At 30.8% G+C, this 21,061-nt stretch carries 21 protein-coding genes and 1 pseudogene; 10 read left to right on the top strand and 12 right to left on the bottom strand.

The features are described from left to right. Nucleotides 1-264 precede the first annotated feature (264 nt). Both EHE19_RS02270 and EHE19_RS02265 read right to left on the bottom strand, forming a co-directional pair. Nucleotides 265-1,719 carry a methyl-accepting chemotaxis protein gene (locus tag EHE19_RS02270; protein WP_137697728.1) on the bottom strand — a complete coding sequence of 485 codons (1,455 nt, stop codon included), beginning with the start codon at nucleotides 1,717-1,719 and terminating at the stop codon, nucleotides 265-267. A gap of 715 nt (nucleotides 1,720-2,434) precedes the next feature. Then, nucleotides 2,435-2,752 carry a VOC family protein gene (locus EHE19_RS02265; RefSeq protein WP_244648316.1) on the bottom strand — a complete coding sequence of 106 codons (318 nt, stop codon included), beginning with the start codon at nucleotides 2,750-2,752 and terminating at the stop codon, nucleotides 2,435-2,437. A gap of 246 nt (nucleotides 2,753-2,998) precedes the next feature. Between EHE19_RS02265 and EHE19_RS02260 the strand changes: the two genes are divergently transcribed. Further along, the gene (locus EHE19_RS02260) at nucleotides 2,999-3,310 is read left to right on the top strand and encodes a hypothetical protein (RefSeq protein ID WP_137697727.1); all 312 of its coding nucleotides are present in this window, start codon (nucleotides 2,999-3,001) and stop codon (nucleotides 3,308-3,310) included. Nucleotides 3,311-3,326: 16 nt separating this feature from the next. Here the strand turns inward: EHE19_RS02260 and EHE19_RS02255 are convergent, their stop codons facing one another. The 4 genes from EHE19_RS02255 to EHE19_RS02240 are packed head-to-tail and all read right to left on the bottom strand — an operon-like array spanning nucleotide 3,327 to nucleotide 8,960. Further along, a complete protein-coding gene (locus tag EHE19_RS02255; RefSeq protein WP_244648315.1) occupies nucleotides 3,327-4,229 on the bottom strand; it encodes an ABC transporter ATP-binding protein in 903 nt (300 codons plus the stop codon). After that, entirely contained in the window at nucleotides 4,219-4,899 is a 681-nt protein-coding gene (locus tag EHE19_RS02250) for an ABC transporter ATP-binding protein (protein WP_137697726.1), read from the bottom strand. The genes EHE19_RS02255 and EHE19_RS02250 overlap by 11 nt, the downstream gene beginning before the upstream one ends. Nucleotides 4,900-4,902: 3 nt before the next feature. Next, entirely contained in the window at nucleotides 4,903-7,731 is a 2,829-nt protein-coding gene (locus EHE19_RS02245) for an ABC transporter permease (protein WP_137697725.1), read from the bottom strand. A gap of 14 nt (nucleotides 7,732-7,745) precedes the next feature. Further along, entirely contained in the window at nucleotides 7,746-8,960 is a 1,215-nt protein-coding gene (locus EHE19_RS02240; RefSeq protein ID WP_137697724.1) for an efflux RND transporter periplasmic adaptor subunit, read from the bottom strand. Nucleotides 8,961-9,316: 356 nt separating this feature from the next. Here EHE19_RS02240 and EHE19_RS02235 point away from each other — a divergent pair, with 356 nt between their 5' ends. The 3 genes from EHE19_RS02235 (at nucleotide 9,317) to EHE19_RS20115 (ending at nucleotide 9,897) form a co-directional block, all read left to right on the top strand. Beyond that, nucleotides 9,317-9,523, top strand: coding sequence for a type II toxin-antitoxin system Phd/YefM family antitoxin (locus EHE19_RS02235; protein ID WP_137697723.1), 207 nt, complete (start codon nucleotides 9,317-9,319; stop codon nucleotides 9,521-9,523). 65 nt (nucleotides 9,524-9,588) lie between these two features. Then, the gene (locus EHE19_RS02230; protein ID WP_171003580.1) at nucleotides 9,589-9,726 is read left to right on the top strand and encodes a hypothetical protein; all 138 of its coding nucleotides are present in this window, start codon (nucleotides 9,589-9,591) and stop codon (nucleotides 9,724-9,726) included. Between the two features lie 9 nt (nucleotides 9,727-9,735). Continuing rightward, complete coding sequence (locus EHE19_RS20115) at nucleotides 9,736-9,897, top strand: type II toxin-antitoxin system RelE/ParE family toxin (RefSeq protein WP_137697722.1); 162 nt, start codon at nucleotides 9,736-9,738, stop codon at nucleotides 9,895-9,897. Between the two features lie 204 nt (nucleotides 9,898-10,101). Here EHE19_RS20115 and EHE19_RS02220 read toward each other — a convergent pair whose 3' ends face one another. From EHE19_RS02220 to EHE19_RS02205, 4 genes are all read right to left on the bottom strand, one after another. Further along, the gene (locus EHE19_RS02220) at nucleotides 10,102-10,404 is read right to left on the bottom strand and encodes a RidA family protein (RefSeq protein ID WP_244648314.1); all 303 of its coding nucleotides are present in this window, start codon (nucleotides 10,402-10,404) and stop codon (nucleotides 10,102-10,104) included. A 326-nt stretch (nucleotides 10,405-10,730) separates the two neighbouring features. Then, the gene (locus EHE19_RS02215; protein WP_137697721.1) at nucleotides 10,731-11,027 is read right to left on the bottom strand and encodes a type II toxin-antitoxin system RelE family toxin; all 297 of its coding nucleotides are present in this window, start codon (nucleotides 11,025-11,027) and stop codon (nucleotides 10,731-10,733) included. After that, on the bottom strand, nucleotides 11,011-11,340 hold the full coding sequence (locus EHE19_RS02210; protein WP_171003579.1) for a type II toxin-antitoxin system Phd/YefM family antitoxin: 330 nt from the start codon (nucleotides 11,338-11,340) through the stop codon (nucleotides 11,011-11,013). The genes EHE19_RS02215 and EHE19_RS02210 overlap by 17 nt, the downstream gene beginning before the upstream one ends. Before the next feature lie 223 nt (nucleotides 11,341-11,563). Beyond that, entirely contained in the window at nucleotides 11,564-12,220 is a 657-nt protein-coding gene (locus EHE19_RS02205; protein WP_171003578.1) for a radical SAM/SPASM domain-containing protein, read from the bottom strand. A gap of 261 nt (nucleotides 12,221-12,481) precedes the next feature. Between EHE19_RS02205 and EHE19_RS02200 the strand changes: the two genes are divergently transcribed. From EHE19_RS02200 to EHE19_RS02185, 4 genes are all read left to right on the top strand, one after another. Then, nucleotides 12,482-13,081 carry a zinc metalloprotease gene (locus EHE19_RS02200; protein WP_137697718.1) on the top strand — a complete coding sequence of 200 codons (600 nt, stop codon included), beginning with the start codon at nucleotides 12,482-12,484 and terminating at the stop codon, nucleotides 13,079-13,081. Nucleotides 13,082-13,100: 19 nt separating this feature from the next. After that, nucleotides 13,101-13,796 (top strand): hypothetical protein, encoded by a 696-nt coding sequence (locus tag EHE19_RS02195; protein ID WP_137697717.1) that lies wholly within the window; start codon nucleotides 13,101-13,103, stop codon nucleotides 13,794-13,796. A gap of 263 nt (nucleotides 13,797-14,059) precedes the next feature. Then, complete coding sequence (locus EHE19_RS02190; protein ID WP_137697716.1) at nucleotides 14,060-14,932, top strand: hypothetical protein; 873 nt, start codon at nucleotides 14,060-14,062, stop codon at nucleotides 14,930-14,932. Between the two features lie 394 nt (nucleotides 14,933-15,326). Then, nucleotides 15,327-16,313 (top strand): Abi family protein, encoded by a 987-nt coding sequence (locus EHE19_RS02185; protein ID WP_137697715.1) that lies wholly within the window; start codon nucleotides 15,327-15,329, stop codon nucleotides 16,311-16,313. A gap of 372 nt (nucleotides 16,314-16,685) precedes the next feature. Here the strand turns inward: EHE19_RS02185 and EHE19_RS02180 are convergent, their stop codons facing one another. Then, nucleotides 16,686-17,153, bottom strand: coding sequence for an MAE_28990/MAE_18760 family HEPN-like nuclease (locus tag EHE19_RS02180; protein ID WP_137697714.1), 468 nt, complete (start codon nucleotides 17,151-17,153; stop codon nucleotides 16,686-16,688). After that, on the bottom strand, nucleotides 17,150-17,356 hold the full coding sequence (locus EHE19_RS02175; RefSeq protein ID WP_137697713.1) for a hypothetical protein: 207 nt from the start codon (nucleotides 17,354-17,356) through the stop codon (nucleotides 17,150-17,152). The genes EHE19_RS02180 and EHE19_RS02175 overlap by 4 nt, the downstream gene beginning before the upstream one ends. A 580-nt stretch (nucleotides 17,357-17,936) precedes the next feature. Here EHE19_RS02175 and EHE19_RS02170 point away from each other — a divergent pair. Next, nucleotides 17,937-18,806: a site-specific integrase gene (locus EHE19_RS02170; RefSeq protein ID WP_137697712.1), complete on the top strand. Its 870-nt coding sequence runs from the start codon at nucleotides 17,937-17,939 to the stop codon at nucleotides 18,804-18,806. Between the two features lie 168 nt (nucleotides 18,807-18,974). Then, nucleotides 18,975-21,032: pseudogene (locus EHE19_RS02160) on the top strand (thioredoxin domain-containing protein). Nucleotides 21,033-21,061 lie beyond the last annotated feature (29 nt).

Raw genomic sequence — 21,061 nt, 5'->3', positions numbered from 1 at the left:
CTAAGTTTCTTTTTTCAAACTTTCTTTATTCAAAAATACATAAACAAAAAGCAAGGTATATTTACCCTGCTAATATATCATATTATAATATGGTCAATCAGTATATAAAAATCTCATTAATTAGGCAACTTCTTTTAAGCCTCATTGCTTTCAGTAATTATATCATCAATAAGATTTTATATTTAAATCCTTCCTCAAAAACATTTTATCAAAAGGTGTGGTCTCTTATCTATTCTTTTCCTACAATATTTTTACGCTATTCTACTATTTAATGATCCCCTGCAAATTATCGCTGGAAGTCTTAATGCCATGCATTAAATTATAAATATCTTCAATGTTTGAACTGTGTTCTTCTAATGTCGCCAGTACCTCCTCTGCTGAAGAAGCTTGCTCTTCAGAAATACTAGCAATGCTTTCTACTTCCTCATCTATATTTGAAAATAAATCAGCAATATTTCCTATTCTATTAATTTCATCAGCAATGCACCTATCAATCTCCTTAAAAGATACTAGTATCATTTCAAAGCTTTTATTAACAGCATTAACAACCTTCTCACCCTCTTGAGTGGCTACTTGTCCTCTACTAACTTCATCAAGAACATTTTTTGTTTTATCCTTTATCTGATGTATTATTTCATAAATCTGCTTTACAGTAAATGCACTTTGTTCAGCCAACTTTCTAACTTCATCTGCTACAACAGCAAAGCCTTTACCCGATTCTCCAGCCCTTGCAGCTTCAATAGCCGCATTTAATGCAAGCATATTTGTTTGCTCTGCAATTTGTGTGATTCCTGAAAGAAAATTATTAATTTCGTCCATATTTTTATTCAATTCACGAACAGTCTCTAAGGATTTTGTAACAGACTGGTTGACTATATCCATTTGATTTTCCATCATATTTATTTTTTCTGTTCCTTCTGTTACAACATTACTTGCGTTAGATGAAACATCCTTCAATTGATGAGAAAACTCTGTTAGCTTATGTATTTCCTTATCTGCATCTTTCATCATTTGGCTAATCTGAGTAACACTTTTACTCTGATCTACAATACCAGTGGTAATTTCCTGATTAGCTATTGTTATTGAACTAGTAATTTCACGAACAGCTGAAAGATTTTCATAGCCTTTAGAGATATCAGCATTTAAAGCTGATGTATTTATACTAATTAAATTCATAGTTTTTCCCAACTCATCTAATAACTGATTTGCTTGTGCTTCTTTTTGATTTGCATTCTTTATTAGCTTTCCTCCATCTTTCGCTAATATGAAAATCATTATCGTTATAAGGATTTGTAAAACATCAGCAAATATAGTAGCCCCTATGTTAGTGCTTGGTTTTACCAACTGGATTATAATTAATATTGTATTCATTATAGTTCCAACAACACAGATAATCCATTTATTAAAATATAAAGCAGCAATACTGATTGGTAGCATAGCTAAAAGAAAAGCACTATTTTCAGCTTCTATTAGCAGAGGAAGTACTAGAAACAAAGCTGATGCAACTAAAATATAGGAAGCAGCAGTTTCCTTATTCTTATACCTTAAAAACAAAGCCAAAAAAGCTGAAACAATTGTTACAGTAAAAGGAATAATAGTTGTAGAAATTGAACGTGTAGCTATTCCTACAATTATCATAACAGATGACATTGCGAAAAATACCCAATTTAAAATCTTATTTACATTCTTTACATGCTTTATTAATGAGTTTTCTAGCATAATCATATCTCCTATCAATAGTATTTCCAGAGTCTAGCTTATTGCCACTCTACAGAAGTTTTATTTTCATAACGTAAATAGCCCTTTTTAAACTCATAATTAAATTTAAATTATAATTTACTTTTCTATAGAGCTATCTATTGTTATAATGTGGTAATTGTTTCAAAAAATTATAAAAATTGCACTTTATTATACTATGTAATGTCATATTACAATAATATTTTACTTTTTGTACATAAAATGTCAATTACTTTTTAGTAAATCATAAAATTTTATAACTAAATATATAAAAATAGATAGTAACAAAAATATATTCATAAGAAATTAAAGTCTGAATTCACATTATGTAATTTTTGATTATGTTAATAATTATTGTAGCACATGTGATTATTAATTCATTTGACTTGTTGTTAGATTTACTAATTATTATTAAAATTGTATTCTGCCAAAAAAACATATTTTATTAAATAAATGAAATAATCAAGCAATTATGATAAACTCAAATGTAGATAAGGAAAATACCTTCCACATTATAAGTTAATACCTATTAACATAATTTTTACTAAATAATAGTTGAGTAAAAAAGTACAAAAATCAGTGGTATTGAACCAAATATACAATTCAAATATTAGATTATATATTCACACAGTTATATACCAATATACACCATATTTATCTATCACATCAGCACAGCAAGAACTCCAAGGAAGCGACCCTAAAGGAAGAAGCACATTTCCTCCTTCTGATAATAAGGAATATGCTTTTTTACTTCATCTTCGTTATTAAATTTAATACCATAACTCATAGTCGGACGTGACTCTTTTAATGAGGATGTTAACATGACATTAACAAAGGCATCATTTTGTGATTCACTTACGGCAAAAACTTCATTCCCGTCTTTAAGTAATACTGCATGCATGAATGTGCCATCTGGATATTTTTCATTATATCCTAGGGTCATTCCAAAAGCCTCCTTGTAAAACTCTACAGCTTCAACTGTGTTTTTAATGTATAGCGTTGCTCCCAGTTTCATCTGCAACCTCCTTCTTTATTATTTAAATTACTTTCATTTTCATAATAAGCAATTCTTTATTAAAGTATTTTAACCCATAAATTTACAATAACTAAGAAAACTTATTGACACTTCAATATCTAGTCTCAATTTATATTTTCCTAGAATAACTTTTCTTTTTTAGGCTAAGATAAACACGATAAGCCTTTTTACCCACTCAGAGTTATTGAATACATATCAAAATATATAGAAGGGGTGTAAATAACCATGAGTAATACAAAATTATTAGTTTGTCCAATATGTAAAAACAGTAATTTCCTTATGAAATATGAAGCTACTTACGTATATTCTTATTTTATCGATTCTGATGCTCCAGGCCTTAGCAATACAGAAGAATTTCTTCCATACATGTTTGATAATCGTGAACAGAAAGAAACCAAGCAGTATCTGGAATGCAACACATGCGGCTCTGTATATAAGTGCTATTTTAATATATGGGATAAAAAAATAGACATAAAAGATTTACAGGCTGCTATTGACTCAGGTAGTACTTCTGAATCGAACATAAAAAATAATTAAAAGAAACATGTGCTAATCAAACATTATCAGGATTTAGAAGAATAATTCTATTGCCTTCAGTTTCTACTCTAATTTTATTTTTTCCAGTCATCCCTAACAATTCTATATATTCCTTTGGAATCTGCAGCCTTCCAGCCCTGTCTAAAACAGCAAGTTCTACGTGAGTCTCATTAATTTGAGAATTTAAACTTTCCTCCAATTCTTCAGCGTAGGATTTTGCACGTATAAATTCGCTGCTTGTCCTCCCATCTCGTATTGAGACTACTCTATCTACCTTTTTTGAAAACTGTCTATCATGAGTTACAATAATTATTGTAATACCTAGAGTTTTATTGAGTTCTCTGAAAATGTCCAGAATCATACCAGAGGACTTGGCATCTACAGAACCAGTTGGTTCATCCGCAAGAAGTATCTTAGGATGGTTTACAACACCAATAGCTATGGCAATACGTTGCTGTTCACCTCCAGATAGTTGATGCAGCTTATTATTTTTTCTGTGAGAAAGTCCTACCATTTCTAAAATTTCCAAGGCCCTTCTTCTTACATTTCGTTTCCTTGCTAATATAAGAGGAATTTCAACATTTTCTAACGCAGTTAAATAAGGAATAAGGTTTCTGGCATTATTTTGCCATACAAAGCCAACAGTTTTCAGCTTGTAGTCAACCATTTGCTTTTCAGTAAATTTCAAAAGATCCTTTCCATCAATAATAAGCTTGCCAGCGGATGGGCGATCAAGTCCACCTAGCATATTTAGCAAAGTAGATTTACCACTTCCACTATTGCCGATTATAGCCATCATTTCCCCTTTTTCTATAGTCAAGTCCAGACCCTGTAATGCTACAACCTCAATGTCCTTAGTTTTATATATCTTAACGAGATTCTCACAAAAAACCATATTATTAGCAGCTTCAACGCTCATCTACAATTTCACCATCCTCAAGTGTAAAGATTTTGTCTGCAACTTCCATCATTCCAGCATCGTGGGTGGTCATTATAACAGTTATCCCTTCCGAAATAACCAAATCCTTAAAAAGCTTAACAATTTGAAGCCCCATATGTGTATCAAGTTCAGCTGTTGGTTCATCTGCGAAAACAATTTGTGGCTTATGAGCCATAGCCCTTGCAACAGCTACCCTTTGCTGTTCCCCACCTGACATTTCACTTGGTCTATGATGCATACGCTTCCCTAAGCCCACTAATTTGAGACATTCTTCACTTCTCTCTTTTCTTTTTCTTGCATCATAGCCTGCAACACGTAAGCCAAATTCAATATTTTCATATGCAGACATCATGGAAATAAGGGCTACTGATTGAAATACAAATCCAATATTTTGTCTCCTTAGCTTATCACATTGCCTTTCAGATAGTTTCGTTATATTTATATCATCAAAAAATATATCTCCAGAAGTTGGCTTATCTAGTGCCCCAAATAAATTCATAAGAGTTGTTTTCCCAGAACCAGAGCGGCCCTTTAATATAGTTAGCTTGCCTTTTTCAACTTCCATATTGATTCCCTTTAGGGCATATATTGTATCCTTCCCAGATAAAAATTGTCTGCTGACATTATGTGCTGTAATAATAGCGCTCATAGTTTAATCCTCTCCTAATTTCAATGCCTGACTTATATTGATTTTGTATATCAGCCTGCCTATTATTAGGAAGCATAAAACAAGCATAATTGCTACAATAGCATACAAACGTAAATAGTCATTGGCATCAGAAATAACTTTAAATGGCGGAACTTGCTGTTCAGAGCTATATACCATTTGAAATAGAGGAACAAAAATCACACTTGTTATGTTTCCTAATCCAATACCAGCAAATATTGAGCTGCCTGTAATTAAGAGTTGTTCACAAACAATCATTCCAATTACTTCTCTATAGGTTAGACCAATTGCTCTGAAAATACCAAATTGAAGAATTCTCTTTTTTATTGATAATATCCAATAAATTAGGAACCCTAAAATTGTTATAATAATTGTAGCAATAAAGCTAAGAGTTAACGCTCCATTTGTGCCCTGAAGCATAGGGTCGTTTTTATTTATAATCACTTTTTGCGAAGCATCATTAATTGAATCTATTTCAATTTTCTTATCATTTATTTCTTTATATAAATTATTGAATGTTACTCCGGGTTTCTTTTTTAACCATACCTGATATGGTTCCACTAAATTCATTTTTTGTATATAGTCAAGATTTGCAACAACAAAATATGGAGTCTGTACATTTTCCACTTTCCTATTAGGATTTAGTGTAGGCCAATAATCTATAAAAGCAAATATAGTTGCAGATATAGAACTCCCAGCTTCACCCCATTTAAGGTCAATTTGATCTCCTTCTTTAGCACCAAACTCTTCCTTAAAAGCTTTAGAAACTAATACGGCATAATTTGTATCAGTCATAAGATTTAGATATTGATACCAATGATAGGGTAAAAGATCATTTCTGAACCAAGCAGTTTTACCAAATTCATTAGGAATAATACCCATAATTGAAACTTGCTTTAACAATTGTCCTCCCATATAGGCATAACCTTGGTTATTAATAAAGACTTTTGTTACTGATTCTGCAGCTTCTAAGCCTTCATATAATTCATAAGGAGGTTCATAATAATACATTTGATCCCTTTTTCGAAGATCCGGACCAATCATACCTGGTATTGGTGGTGGCTGATTGTCTGTCCAATGACCTTCAATGACAGTATCCGCTCCTACTTCGTAGTAGACTTTATCTTCCATATTTTTATTAATAGTTCGTGCTGAGTTTGAACTAAATATCCCTATTGACAATGCCATAATTATAAAAATCATGGTGAATTGCTCCCAACCAGAAGTTCTTCCAACCTGAATAAAGGACGCATAAAAAACGGGATTCCACAGCTTTCTACCTAACCAAAAAGCAAATTGTACTATATAAGGAAAAACTCTTAGAAACAACAAACCGAAACCAACTATAAAAAGCACTGAAATAAAAAATAACAGTGGGTCTATAACCATATCTGCTGCGTCCATACCAGACTTAAAAAGAGTACTCTGTTGTCTTTTATAGCCATATAGTCCGTAAACCGCCAATGCTACAAGAGCAACATCCACAAAGTACTTTTTCCAAAAAGGAATATTCTTATGACGCGCATTCTTTTGCTTATATAATACAATGCTTGTTCGTGAAGCCATAAAAGCTGGTATCAGCATTGTACAAGATATAAAGAGCACGGCCGCAATAGAATAAATATATGTACTCACACTTAGTTGTAAAGGCAATGCTCCACGTTGAACAAATTCAAGAAAACCGTTAGATGACCCTAATATTCTGCAAAAATACAGTCCAATAATAGGACCTATAATTATAGATATAATACCAATTATAGAACTTTCTATTAGATAAGTACAAAAAACAAAAAGACTACTTCCTCCTCGGCTCTTAATAATTGCAATTTCATTACTTTCAAAATCTACTTTTAACATTGATATCATAAAAGAATAAAATGCAAGTATAACTAGGATCGGTATTTCAAGTACTACAAGAGTAACTTCAAGCCGACTTATTTTTTGTTGATTAATTTTTAATATGTCATCGAGAGTTCTCTTGAAGCTAAGGTTATGTTTTATTGCCCATGTATCACTATTTCTAAAGGCTGATAGTATATGGTCAATATTTTTCACTTTGATTTGATGATAATCATATGCAAAATACCATGAAGCAGAGTTTAACCTTTTCACTCCACTTCCAAAAACTGAATTATTCATTAAATCCTGATTTATAAATATAGTACTCTCAAATTCCTTAATATCCATGCACCAATATGGATCATCCAAAGTCTTATATGTAAAAATTCCAACAACTTTTATTTTATATTCTTTGATCTTAGCATCAAATGTTGTATCCTTAAATACATAGGTGTTACCGAGAGTTAGGTCAAGCTTTTGTATGGCCTGCTCAGATAATATAGCTTCATAGATGCCATCCTCAGCAGTTTTTGAAGGCAATTTACCATTTAAAATTGTTATATGCTCTTCAAGTTCCGATAGTGAACAAAGATTTGCTGAAACTGCTTTTTTAGTTGATTCAGTTTTATCTATAGTAAATGTACCAGCATTTTCATATACTGCTTGTGTCAGAATTGGAACACCAGAACTCTTTGCAATAACGTTTTTAATTTCATTATCATAGGACTTGAAGGTTTTAAAGGAATTCTTATTTGAAGTTACATAATATCCTTCATAGTTTAGCTGATATCCTCCTGGGAATTTACCAGTCAATTGCTGAGAATTTTCAAGTTCCTTTACTAACATCCTTTGAATTATAGCTTGTGTATATGTTGGAATACTGCTTAAGAGTGCAACTGTAATGATTGACCCTAAAAGAGTGCAAATAAGCATCCATTTGTTACTGAACATCTTTCGTATAGCTATTAAAAACATTGTTACACCCCTTACTATTTAATTAATAGGTCACCGACTGAGAGGCCTTTTACAATTAATGATTGAGTTTGGTTTTGATCTCCAACTTCAATGTCTCTTTCTTTTTTTACACCATCTTCTAAAACATTCACGAACTTTCTATCGCCCGCAATACGAATCAAATTAGTATCTACAACAATTGCATTCTCCTTTTTCATTTGATAGTAAGTAATTAGAGCGAAATCTCCAAGTTCAATATCAGGGGTGAGCTTGTCCAATTTAACACGAATTGTAGATTTCGTGAATTCACTAGCATCTTCAGGCGCATCTGCTGGAGTCATAACAACTTCTCCTTCTGTCTCAAAATCTTTAATTCTTACATTCACTTTCATCCCAAGGAGAAATGGACTTACCGCACCAACTGTACTTGTTACTTGAAGAGCTTTAGGATCAGCAAGAGAAACCACTGTCGTAAATGCGTCAATATTGCTTCCTACTAGTATGTTTGTTTTATAATTAACAACACCATCAATGGGAGCTATAATCCTGCTATCTTCCAAATTCTGTCTAAGAGTATCAATCTTCAGCTGACATAGATTAATTGAATTTTCTTTAACTTTAATATTGTTTTCTTGAATATGTACTGAATCCTTATATGTTATTTCCTTTTCCTCAATTTGATTTTGTAAATCGTTAATTTCTTCTTCAGAATATGCATCAGGAATAGTTTTCATTTTTTCTAGTTTAAGTTTTAAACTATCTATCTGCTTTTTTAATATGTTGTTATCCTTCTGATTATTTAACTTTATAGTTTCCAATTCTAGTTTAGATTGATTTAAAAGAAGTTCCTGTTCCTTTATCTGTGTATCTAAATCTTCTGTTATAAGTTCTGCTAGAATTTGGCCTTTTTTAACATGGTCACCCACATTAACATTTATAGCCTTGAGTCTACCACTTGAATTTGAAAAACTTAATTCTACCTGATTAGCAGAAATCATAATTCCTGTTGTCTCAAATTTTTTTTCAAAAGTAGAGGGTTTAATTTCTATAGTGTTATAGACTACCTTTGGTGGTTCCTTTAATATAGGCGCAAGTACCTCTTCTTCTTTTGGTACTAGAGAACATCCTGCCAAAAAAATCATAGAGAATATTAATGAAAATACAACTACTTTATTAAGATTTTTTCTAATATAAAGCTTTTTTCTATTATATGTAAAATTTCTTCTTGAAATAAAAACTCTTATCATCATAAACTAATTCCCCCACCCCGCAAAATATACAATTAAATTCATTAATATATAATACCATATATGGAAAATAATATACAGTCGGTATTTTTGCTGTATGAGTGTACTATTTTGTAGTTTTGAATGTTTTAGTCATACTTAGAAATTCTTTTCTCTTGTTGTAATATATGTTAATTTATTATATATGACAAAATATATAAGTTCATATTTTTTTCTACAAAAAATCATTGAAATTTGATGTTGAAGTACATAAAGGTATTCATTTCAAAAATATTTTGAGCAATGGCAGAAAACCCGCATTGACAGCGTAGTCATATTATGATGCGCTTAATCAGAAGTAAAAATGGGAGTTAATTATTATGTTAAATACCTATGTTAGACCATCAAGAGATTTAAGAAATAATTATTATGAAATTGCTAAGATCGTCAAAGAGCACAATCACGTAATTATTATAAATAACGGTCGTGGAGAAGCTTTTTTAATAGGCATCGAAGAATTTGCTGATTACGAAGAATATGTCCATAAAAAATATGTTCTATCAGAATTAAAGAAAGCAAAAGAATAAGCCGAATCACCAGAAACTAAATGGCTTTCTGAAAATGAATTTTGGAAAACTGTGAGTAAAGACTTATGATTTATACTGTAGAGTTTCTTCCTATAGCATTAAGTGACGTTCTGGAAATAAATAAGTATCTGTCTCCATATTACGAAAGTACAGTTGACAAGTTTATACGTAATTTAACAGACAAAGTTAATCAAATAAAATAAACTCCATTGATGTACGAAATTTTTCAAGATGACACATTTTTCAGAAGATCTGTGGTTAAAAATTATCTTGTTTTTTACACTGTAGACGAAGCAGAAGGAATAATAAGAATATATCGAATTTTACATAGTTCAAGGGATTTAGATTTAAAGCAGTATTTAAACAAAGCATAATTGTACCTGTCCAAAAAGTAACTGATAAGCTAAGCACAGGTGTATTAGATGGTGCACCCATCCCCTACTTTTTTATATATTTAGATTGATTGAATAATAAGTGTGTAAAGTACTTCTGTAAATAAACTTCTATTTTAAAAGCAAATGTTACACGAAACCATATATAAGCATGTTATGTCCTCCACGCACTTGATTGGAGGTTTTTTAACTTCGCTTTTTATATGCTATTCCATCTAACATACATAAGCAGGCAGAGTTCACAAAATCTGTAGTTGTTGACATTCTTGCAGAAAAACCATTCTTAAAATATTTATAAAAAACATCTCTTGCCTTCCTGAAATCCTCAATGTTCTTCAGATACAAATTAATCTGAACCATATCATCTAAAGTTGCACCAGCTGACTCCAAAGTGCTTTTTAAGCTATTGAAGCTTGCTTCCATTTGATATACAATATCATCTTTATCAAATCCACCAGCAGCATTTAAATTTCCAGTCAGCCCATCCAATAAAAAGTAATAATACTATCATACCAATAAAATATAATAATATTAAAAGCCATTCTTGCATTAATCCTATCCTCCATGTCATTAGTTCACACTATAAAATATTTCCGTACTAATTGAATTTCTTCTTCATTATACCTTAATCTATAAAAACACTGTATAATTGCATCTTAATTTTCAACACTATCTTTCATTTTAATAAATGTCCTTTTTCCTATCCTTACTCCTCAGTATCGGTTATAGTATTTGCCACTAGGTCATGTTTATTAAGTATGCCTGTAAAAAAAGTAAAATAAAAGCAAGGTTAATTACCCTGCTAAACTCCCTAGTTATGTACTATACGTATTTTTCTCTTCATGCAAGCAGTTTTTTTTATAAATATCCCCTCTAGTTTTAATATCAAAAACAAATATTTCCATCCTAGCATTATCCTTAATAAATAACGCTCTTATATCTCCAATTCGAATCCTAAAATATGGAGGGTTATCATAGCCTTGCATACGTTTAACATCACCTTTAGGAAGGCTGTTTAATGCACTATATATTCTATCTCTTGTAACCTTATCGTATTTAATAATTGTTTTAGCAACTTCTTTTGAAAATGTTACTTTATACATTATAGTCATTATCACTTTCTGCAATCTTTTCAATATCCTCAGCAGTAAATCGTTTTTCTGCTTTTGCTTGTGATAGAATACTCATATGGTGTTTGACATCTTCGTCTGAAACACATTCGACAGGCATGTTATCCAAAGCATCACTAATTTTTTTCCATTCAATATATTCTAAAAGCTGGTTATACTTTTCTATACTAATTATCGCAGCTTCAAGTTTATTATTCCTTATTATAATAATGTCTTCTTTCTTTGCCTTATCAATTGTTTTAGCAACATTTTGCTGCAACTCTGATGTTGAAATAAATCTATCCTGTATAAGCATAATCATTCTCCTTATGTATTCTTATACTCCTATTATATGCTGTTATTAAATTCTACACAATATAATATACAAAATTTTATAATATATTTTATATAAAAATATAATCAGGTGTTTTAGATTCACAAATGACCTCTACGGCTTCATGTCCCTAATAATTTTATAAAATATGTAGAGAGGCGGTCAATAACCGCCTCACAAAATTATCAAAAATATATATACATTATTATCTATTAACCCATGTGCATTTCTTACATCTTTCTGGCATATTGCGACTAGAATTTACTGCACAACGAAGTTCGACATATCTCTTTCCCTGCCAAACATTTAAAAAGCCTTTGTTAGTAATATTATCAACATATTTGCCAACGTTACAGCACAGAAAAACATCCCCATTATAGGCAATTGACGCACTTTTCATTGGTGCATTATAGTTTTTATTTAAAATGAATTTATCCATTGAAACATATTCTTCTCCACTCCAAAAATAATCACCTACTCTTGTTGGATATAAGTCATTAAGCATTTTATGTGAATCCAAAAATATAGAGGTTTGCAAAATCTCATATCGCAAACTATCGTTCAAGACAGGAGCATATTTCTCAGGCACTGTTACTAAACCATATCCCATACGTCTAATTCCAAGTGAATATGCAAGTTGGGCAATCGCCTTCAACTGAGTACTATTGTCTTTCTGGATTGATGTATATATTCCTGGTGATAAGTCAATAGAAACCCCCTCATATACCTCTGTTAACTTTTTTACGTTGCCATAGATGCGTTCAAAATTTGCTCCCCTACGAATATGCTCAAAAGTTGTTTTTTCAGCCCCGTCAAAAGAAACCGTAACAATAACTTTATTTCTATAAAGGAAATCTATCATTTCATTAGATAGCAGCATTCCATTAGTTGAAATATCGATAGTTGCCTCTGTAAGTTTACAACTTTATTGCTCTTATACTTAAAGAATCATTGCATTTACTTACTATTTATTACATTAATATTATTAATTGACATATTTTTTTGTAATATGTTATAAACATTATAGGGTATGTGGTAATAATCATACAATTTTAAGGCCTTATAAATTACTTATTAGTCACTATAAACCTCACAAAACATATTTTATAAGGAGATTTTATTAATGAAAAAAACTAAATTATTAGTAGCGTTTCTAGCTTGTTTATCATTTACCTTAGTTTTAGCTCCACATGCTAATGCCGTTCGGTATATATACAATCCATATGGTTATCATTATGCAACTGTTGTTGTAGACAATTCTAATTATTTATTTTCTCCATACACGAGTCTTTCCAATGCAGCAATAGCCTCATGGAATAACTGTAATTTAACAGACAGAAGCATCTCCACTAATTCTAGTAGTTCTAATAAAATATATGCAGACCAAGACTTAGAAGAAGCATGGTCAGGACAATATTTGCAACTGATATACGATACATCTTATGCCCAGACTAGAAGTTATTTTACAACTAAGTTTAAAATAACACTTAATACAAATTTAATGGAAGAGTACAACTATCCTACATATCAAATTCAAGGAATCATTGCACATGAGCTCGGGCATGCACTTGGCTTAGCTCATAATGATGATGAGGTTGAAGCTCCTTATACATTAATGAGAACTAGCGATATAAATTGTATAACAAATTATACTCCTAAGACTTATGACGTAAACGCTGTAAATGCAGGATGGCCATGTTATGGATATACTGAAATAAACTAAATTAATAAAGGAGAATTTAATGTCAATGAATAAAAAAACAAATTTGCTCATACCAGCTTTAGCTTTAATTGCAATAGTTATAATTGCTTTAGTAGGAAATAAAATGCAGCCCAAAGACGTATTTATAAATGTTTCAGATAATACATCAATAAGTAATTCGAATAATAGTACACTTAGCAGCCCAAATACTGGTTTACCTCAATTGGTTTCTTCAGGCTCATATAGCTATTATGATAATTTTGATGAAGCTGACAGAAGAGCAAACTTGATTATAGTAGGTGAGGTTGTCAAGGTTAATGAACCTGAAGAAATTAGAGTAGGTGCTTATACAACTGATATTTACACTGTTTCCGAATTCAAAGTTGATAAAGTAATTAAAGGAGATGCATCTGTCGGTGATATAGTTAAGGTAAAGCAGATTGGTGGAGAATATAAAGTTATAGAACGTGTTGAAGGTGGAATAGATTATTACAAGCTTGGTGAAAGACACATTTTATTCTTAAAAAGTTATAAAGATGGTAAATATAAGAGTCCATGTTCACCAATCAATCCACTTCAAGGAAACATGAAAATCTTGAACGGTAAAACAAAGAAAACAAATAATTTTCAGTTTATAAACGACAACATACCTGAAGATGCCTTAGTAACAGCTGTTAAAGAAAAGGTAGAAAAAAACAAAGTAAAAAACGAACAACAAAAGGCTGAAAATAAGTAAAGTATCAAATATACTAATAAAACAGCTCCTTTCTGGCAATGATACAACCAATTCTACTTGTCACTGGTGTCATGTTTATTAAATATACGGATAAAAATAGCAAATTAAAAGCATATTATCCTGCTAAAACTCCTAGTTATGCACTATACATATTATTCTTTGTTCAAGCAATTTTCGTGTATATATTGCATTCCAATGTTTACCACTGTATACTTTATTTTATCATTATTTGTTTTCTAAATATGATAAAAGGGGTGTATTATATGAAGCAATGCGCCTTGTGTAGGCAAGAAGTCGAGCAATTAGAGTTAAGCCATATTGTTCCTAAGTTTGTTGTACGGTACCTAAAAAAGACATCAATTGGAGCAATCCGTAACTTACAAAATCCAGACAAGGTAGTTCAAGATAGTGAAAAACATTATCTATTATGTAGTGATTGTGAGAGTTTGTTCAATGTATATGAAACAAAATTTGCTAATACTTTCTTTCACCCATATATGACGGGTAATAAGAAAATATTTCAATTTGATAGTGATGCGTACTATTTTCTAACTTCCGTAAGTTGGAGAAGTCTTTATTTAGATATACTAGACTTTGTAGAACATTCCGAGGAAGTAGGTATTGATATGGAAACATTGACTTGTTTTATAGAAAGAGAAAAAGTAATGAGAAGCTACCTATTGAAAAAACAATCAACAGTACCTAGAATAGAGAACCATATGTTTTTCTTTGAAGATATCAAAAGTATTAGTCAAGAACTAATAGAAACAAGACCTCACATAACTATGCATCGAAGCATTGGTAGCTACACTTTCTTTAATAAGACGCTAAAAACACTTGCAACAGTAACTAATATGATGGGTATAGTTGTATTTACTCTTTATAACAAGAGTAAGCAGGAAAAATTGGTAAATACAGAAATCATAAATGGAACTGGTGTAATAAAAGCAGAGAATCAGATAATTGAGGGTGTCTGTGGTAGTAAACTAATTGAAATGTTGAATAATGCAAAGGAATTGGCAGCTAATATTAGTGACAAACAAAGAGAAATTATAAATAATAGGGTAAAAACAAAAGTGGAAGACTTTAGGAAATCAAAGGCTTTCGAGGATTTAAAGAAAGATTTTAACTTATAATAATAAATAGATAGATAGTACTTAGTGATACGTAGCTATTCAAGACTAACTTTATCAAGCATGATAACTATTCGTAAGATTATCTCTTATGTATTTTAATGATTCCTTTACTCTCTCTAAAAAATCAATGGTATTATTTTTTTTCCATCCTCAAGACTTAATTTTGTTATGCCAGATTGATTAATATTCTAAGTGGTTTTTGCCTAAATTTTAAAAAACCTTACTCTTATTTTCTCTGTAAAGAGTAGAATAAAATAACTCTTTATGTTACAATAAATTACATCATTAGATTACACTTATATCAAAATAATCTAAAAAGTATATAAATTTCTTTTATCCGTTAAATATTAAAAATAATAATTTTTACTTACTACTTACATTATAGAGGTAAAAAATGAGCAATAAAATAAATAAACCCAAAATGTCTTCACAGCAGTTGATAAGTAAATTAAAGAATGATAAAGGAATAACGTTCAAATATACTTCTGAGAAAGAAGCAGAATTATACCTTCAGAAAAGAAATAATTATATGAGAACAGCCGCCTATCGTAAAAACTACAAAAAACATGAATCAGGTATGAATAAAGGAAAATATATTAATTTGGATTTCGCTTATTTGCAAGAATTATCCACGATAGACATGCATTTGCGGTTTCTAATATCAAAGATGTGCTTAGATATCGAACACGATTTAAAAGTAAAATTAATAAATGATATTGAGAATAATAACTTAATAGATGGCTATGATATTGTTGAGCAGTTTGTTGCTCAAAATACATATATTAAAACAATACTCGAATCTAAAAGTTCATCCCCGTATACATATGACTTAATGAGAAAATATTTTACTCTTCAGCAACAGACTAATGCAAATGGTAAAACGGAAAACAAGATTATATCTGTAGACTGCCCATCATGGGTATTGGTGGAGCTAATAACGTTTGGTGAATTTATCAAGTTTTATGAGTTTTATTATAATAATTATAGTACCAGTGGGCAACAGTGTATTCCTTCTAATATTATTAATATAGTAAAAAGTCTCAGAAATGGCTGTGCACATAATAATTGTATAATAGCAAACTTATCCACCCGGACTTCAAGACCTCCTATGGAAATAAGTCAGGCTATTAGTAAAATTCCAAGTATAAATAAAAGCATAAGGAAGAAAAAATTATCGTGTAGGCCTATTCTAGAATTTACATGTATGTTATATGTGTATAATATAATTGTATCAGATAAGGTAAAACATCATAGAATAGAAGAATTAAAGAAACTATTTCATATTAGAATGAAAGAAAAAGGTGGCTTTTTTAAAAATAACGAATTAATAACTAGCTCTTTTGACTTCGTCGAGAAGGTAATTGATCATTTTTTCAAGTAATATTGGGAATTATTAATTTGTGAAATAGATTGACATTTTTATAGTGCAGTCATATAATATTATTAGAATCAAAAAACATGCAGATGTTTTTGTAAGGGCAGCGCTGCGGCGGTGCTCTATTTTTTCTATCATATTCTTTAATTCCGCCATTATATAATGTTTACAAACAAAATAATAATTTCTTTTTTATAAAATGTATAATTAATAAATTATTTCTAAAATACTAAATATCTTAATTAGTACTACCCTTAATGAATTATTTTATACTCAATAGGCTATTTATATTATATTGAATACAACTTCACTTTCTTTCAAATAATACCATTTTCTCCATGAGCAATCCTGTTACGTAAGTTGACTAATTTGTTTATTTCAATTTTGTAATTGTTTACATTCAGTAATATCTAATTTAAACCAAGAGAATATATCGCATAATTGTTCAAACTTTAAATTAGATTTTGTCGATAACAAATTTATATCTATGTAAACAGGTTTATTTAAGTTATTAATAACTTTTTCTGAAAATTCACAGCATTGTTCAAAACTCTGTTTACCAGATAATTTTTTAAATACTGTTTGGTTAGAAAAGACATATAGTTCATTAATAATTTCATTTTCTTTTATTTCTTTTGCATTAATATAATCTATTACTAATCGGAAACTTTCAACTATAAAACCTTCCCAATGTGCATATATATAAGGTATACACATTTTCAGATACTGCTCATTAGTTCTTTCATCCAAAGAATAAAGAGTAGTAACTTTTAGTTTTTTTAGTAATTCTAGTTCTCTGACTCTCCAGTTTCTACAGGCTATTATTTCCTCAACAACTCTATTCATTCTTCATTAACCCTGTCCTGTCCGATATTGTAAAGTACTTCTTTAGCAATTTTAACTTTATTGGTGATACTGGTTGGATTACTACTAGCTGACCCAACATATCTTGTAAATCTTTCATCTTTTTTTAACTCTTTTATTTTCATAGCTATTTCTTGTGGATTGATTTCATCAATTTTTTCTATAACCTCAGCAGTAGCTAACATTAATGAATCAAACAGTGTATTTCATGTTTAGCTAAAAAAATAAAAATGTACCAAGATTATTTATGCAATAAATTAAACATCATCTTACAATCTGAGAATCCCTGTTTATAAAAATATTTTTGATAACCAACTAAGTAATTCCCTTGTATATCGTCAAGTTGATTAATTAAATCGGAAGATTCAGGAGGCAATAATTTTTCCAATTGTTTTAAAATATCATTGTATAGATAATAGAATTCTAAATATTCAGTCGAGTTACTGTATTCTTATATCGTATATCCTTTCGATACAATACAGCAATATCAACAATTTAATACATACAATACAATCATACTGTTTTAGAACCCTCTACAACGTAGGAATACCAATGCTTTCAGTTTGTGTATTTTTAGAACATTTGTTCGCTTAATAACATTGATATTCCTTTAGATGTGATAAATATTCAAAATTTGAAATAAAGTAATTGTATATATTGCTATGCCTAGCTTTTTATACTAGTTTATCAGACACAATGTATACTTATAGGAAATTATAGTATATAATTACTTTGTGTGGAAAATTTTGAATGGAGGAATGAAAATTGTATAAATATATGGAAGATGCGACAAAAGTTATTAATCAGTATTTGGATACAGTTTCTAATAAAGATAGCAAAACATTTTATAAAACACGTATAATGAAATTTTTCAATGACTATATGAATTTGGAAGGTAACCAAAATAAACCTCTTAAAGCTATTACTTTTTCTGAAATTGATAGTTTTATAAAAAACTTAAAAAGTGATAATCTAAACTATTATCGTGCATGTAAAGGTTTTTTTACATATACTTATAATTCTGACATTACCAAAGAAGTAATGAAAGGTGTTGAAATACCAGCAAATAGGGAAAAAGATGGGATAGTATATATAGATAATAAAGATATATTGAAGTTTGTTAAATATACCAAAGACAAAAGTCAACCAATAATTGAAAGGCTTTTAATAGGCTTTTTCATATATACGGGTCTAAGTCGCCAATACATAGAAAATCTTACGAATCACCAAATAAATACATGCAATTCACAATTTACACTTCACTTTGATACAGGAGAAGATGGGGAGGTATTTATTCCTTTAAAGCAAAGCCTTGTAGATTTAATTAATGAGTATATTCAATCACAAACGAAAGTTATGAAAAGATATGATAGAATTTTTAGCAACTATAGTAGAAATTATATTAGTACCAAAGTATCTGATTTATCAAAAAAAATAGTAGGAAGAAAGTATACTCCCACAGACTTTTCAAGTACATTTATAAGAAATGCTATATTAGATGGAAATGACATCTATACTGTTAAAAGAATAGTTCTTGAATCTATAGGTACTATCGAAAAACATATACCAGAACAATATGACGTATTTGAAGAGCAAAAAAAATTATTAAACACTCTATATGATTTTGATAAATAGCATATGTAAAAGGTTTAAATAACGAAAGATATTCTTATAAAGCTTAACTCTGGAAATCATGCGTTTTAATCCTTATGAGCATACCTTAAATGTAATATTACAAGAATATGTTTATTAAAAAATGAAGATACTAGTCCTGTTATAAATTTTTTGATAAACAAGGAGGTGATGCCCATGACAACTAATAAAATACCCAATAAATTGGTTAATGAAAAGTCCCCTTACCTATTACAACATGCGTATAATCCTGTTGATTGGTATCCTTGGGGTGCTGAGGCTTTTTCAAGAGCAATTACAGAAGATAAGCCTATTTTCCTATCTATTGGGTATTCTTAGCGGTGTATAATGTCTACTTGTCACTGGTGTCATGTAATGGAGCGTGAATCCTTTGAGGACGAGGAAGTTGCTAGAGTACTAAATAGGGATTTTATATGCATAAAGGTAGACCGGGAAGAGCGCCCTGATATAGACAGCATATATATGTCTGTATGCCAGCTATTAACAGGTCAAGGAGGATGGCCATTAACCGTGTTTCTTACTCCAGAGAAACATCCCTTTTATGCTGGAACATACTTTCCCAAGGATGACAGCATGAACATGATGGGATTAATTAGCTTGCTAAAAACTATTAATAATATTTGGCAAAATGAAAAGAAGACAATTATAGATGCTACTAAGGAAATAATGGCCGTTCAAAAGGCTGATAGAAGACCTGAAGCTGCAAAGCTTACAATGAATACAATTCACCACGCCTTTTCACAGCTAAAGCGCAGCTATGACAGCTATTATGGAGGCTTCAGCAACGCACCTAAATTCCCAACACCACACAATTTGCTTTTTCTGCTGCGCTACTGGTATTCTCAAAAAGAGACTCTTGCTCTTGAAATGGTAGAAAAAACATTAGAATCCATGAAAAATGGCGGTATTTTTGATCATGTAGGATTTGGCTTCAGCAGATACTCAACTGATAGAAAGTGGCTTGTTCCCCATTTTGAAAAAATGCTGTATGACAATTCCTTACTGGCTATAGTATATGCCGAAGCATACCTTGCCACTGGTAATAGCAGTTACTCTGAAACAGCACATCAAATTTTAGAATATATTTTAAGGGATATGACATCTGGCGAGGGTGGTTTCTACTCAGCTGAAGATGCTGATTCAGAAGGCGTAGAAGGTAAATTCTATGTATGGACTATGCAAGAAATTATAGATGTACTTGGTGAAAAAGATGGTATAGAATATTGCAGCCTATATGATATTACTTCTAAAGGCAATTTTGAAGGCAAGAATATTCCCAATCTAATTGCAACAGGAACCTTATCTGAAGCTAACAAAACATTTTCAGAATTATGCCGAAAAAGGCTTTTTGAATACAGGGAAAAACGTATACATCCACATAAAGATGACAAAATCCTTACTTCCTGGAACGGTCTGATGCTTGCCGCCATGTCCTTCTGCGGAAAAGCTCTAGGTGAAGAAAAATATACTATTTCTGCCGAAAAATGTGCTCAATTTATACTTCAAAAACTTGTACGAAGTGATGGCAGATTATTAGCACGCTTCAGAGATGGTGAATCCGCTATTTTAGCCTATTTAGAGGATTACGCATTCTTGGTTTGGGGATTGTTAGAACTGTACGAAGCAACATATAAGCCTTTTTATTTAGAAAAAGCATTAGAATTTAATAAGAGGATGCTAGAACTATTTAAAGATAACACAGCATATGGTTTATTCCAATATGGGCATGATTCCGAAAAACTCATTTCACGTCCAAAGGAGTGTTATGATGGTGCCATTCCTTCGGGTAATTCAGTAGCGGTAATGAATCTGTTGCGTATAGCAAGACTTACGGGACAACCTTCATTTGAAAAGGAAGCAAAGTCAATAATAGAGTATTTTAGTTCAGACATTGAAGCAGTGCCAATAGGACATACCTACATGTTATGCGGATATCTCTATGCAACAACAGAGAAAGCTTCAGAGGTTGTATTTGCAGGTTCTGAATGTGATAACATGGTTAAGACCTATAATAGCTTATACCACCCATTTTCAGTATCCCTATCGCAAATAACCCCAGAACTAATTAAAATTGCTCCATATGCCTCTGAATACAGAGGATACACCGGAAAAGCTGCAGCATATGTTTGTCAGAACTTTTCATGTATGTCCCCTGTTACCGATACAGAAAGCTTATCAGAAATATTTTTACAACCGAAAAAAATATAGTCTCATACGCGGGCTTCTATCTTTTAACC

Source organism: Ruminiclostridium herbifermentans (assembly GCF_005473905.2).
In the GTDB taxonomy this organism is placed as follows: Bacteria; Bacillota; Clostridia; order Acetivibrionales; family DSM-1351; genus Ruminiclostridium; species Ruminiclostridium herbifermentans.
The sequence above is the reverse complement of the archived record's forward strand: the minus strand, read 5'-3'. Positions and strand labels throughout refer to the sequence as shown.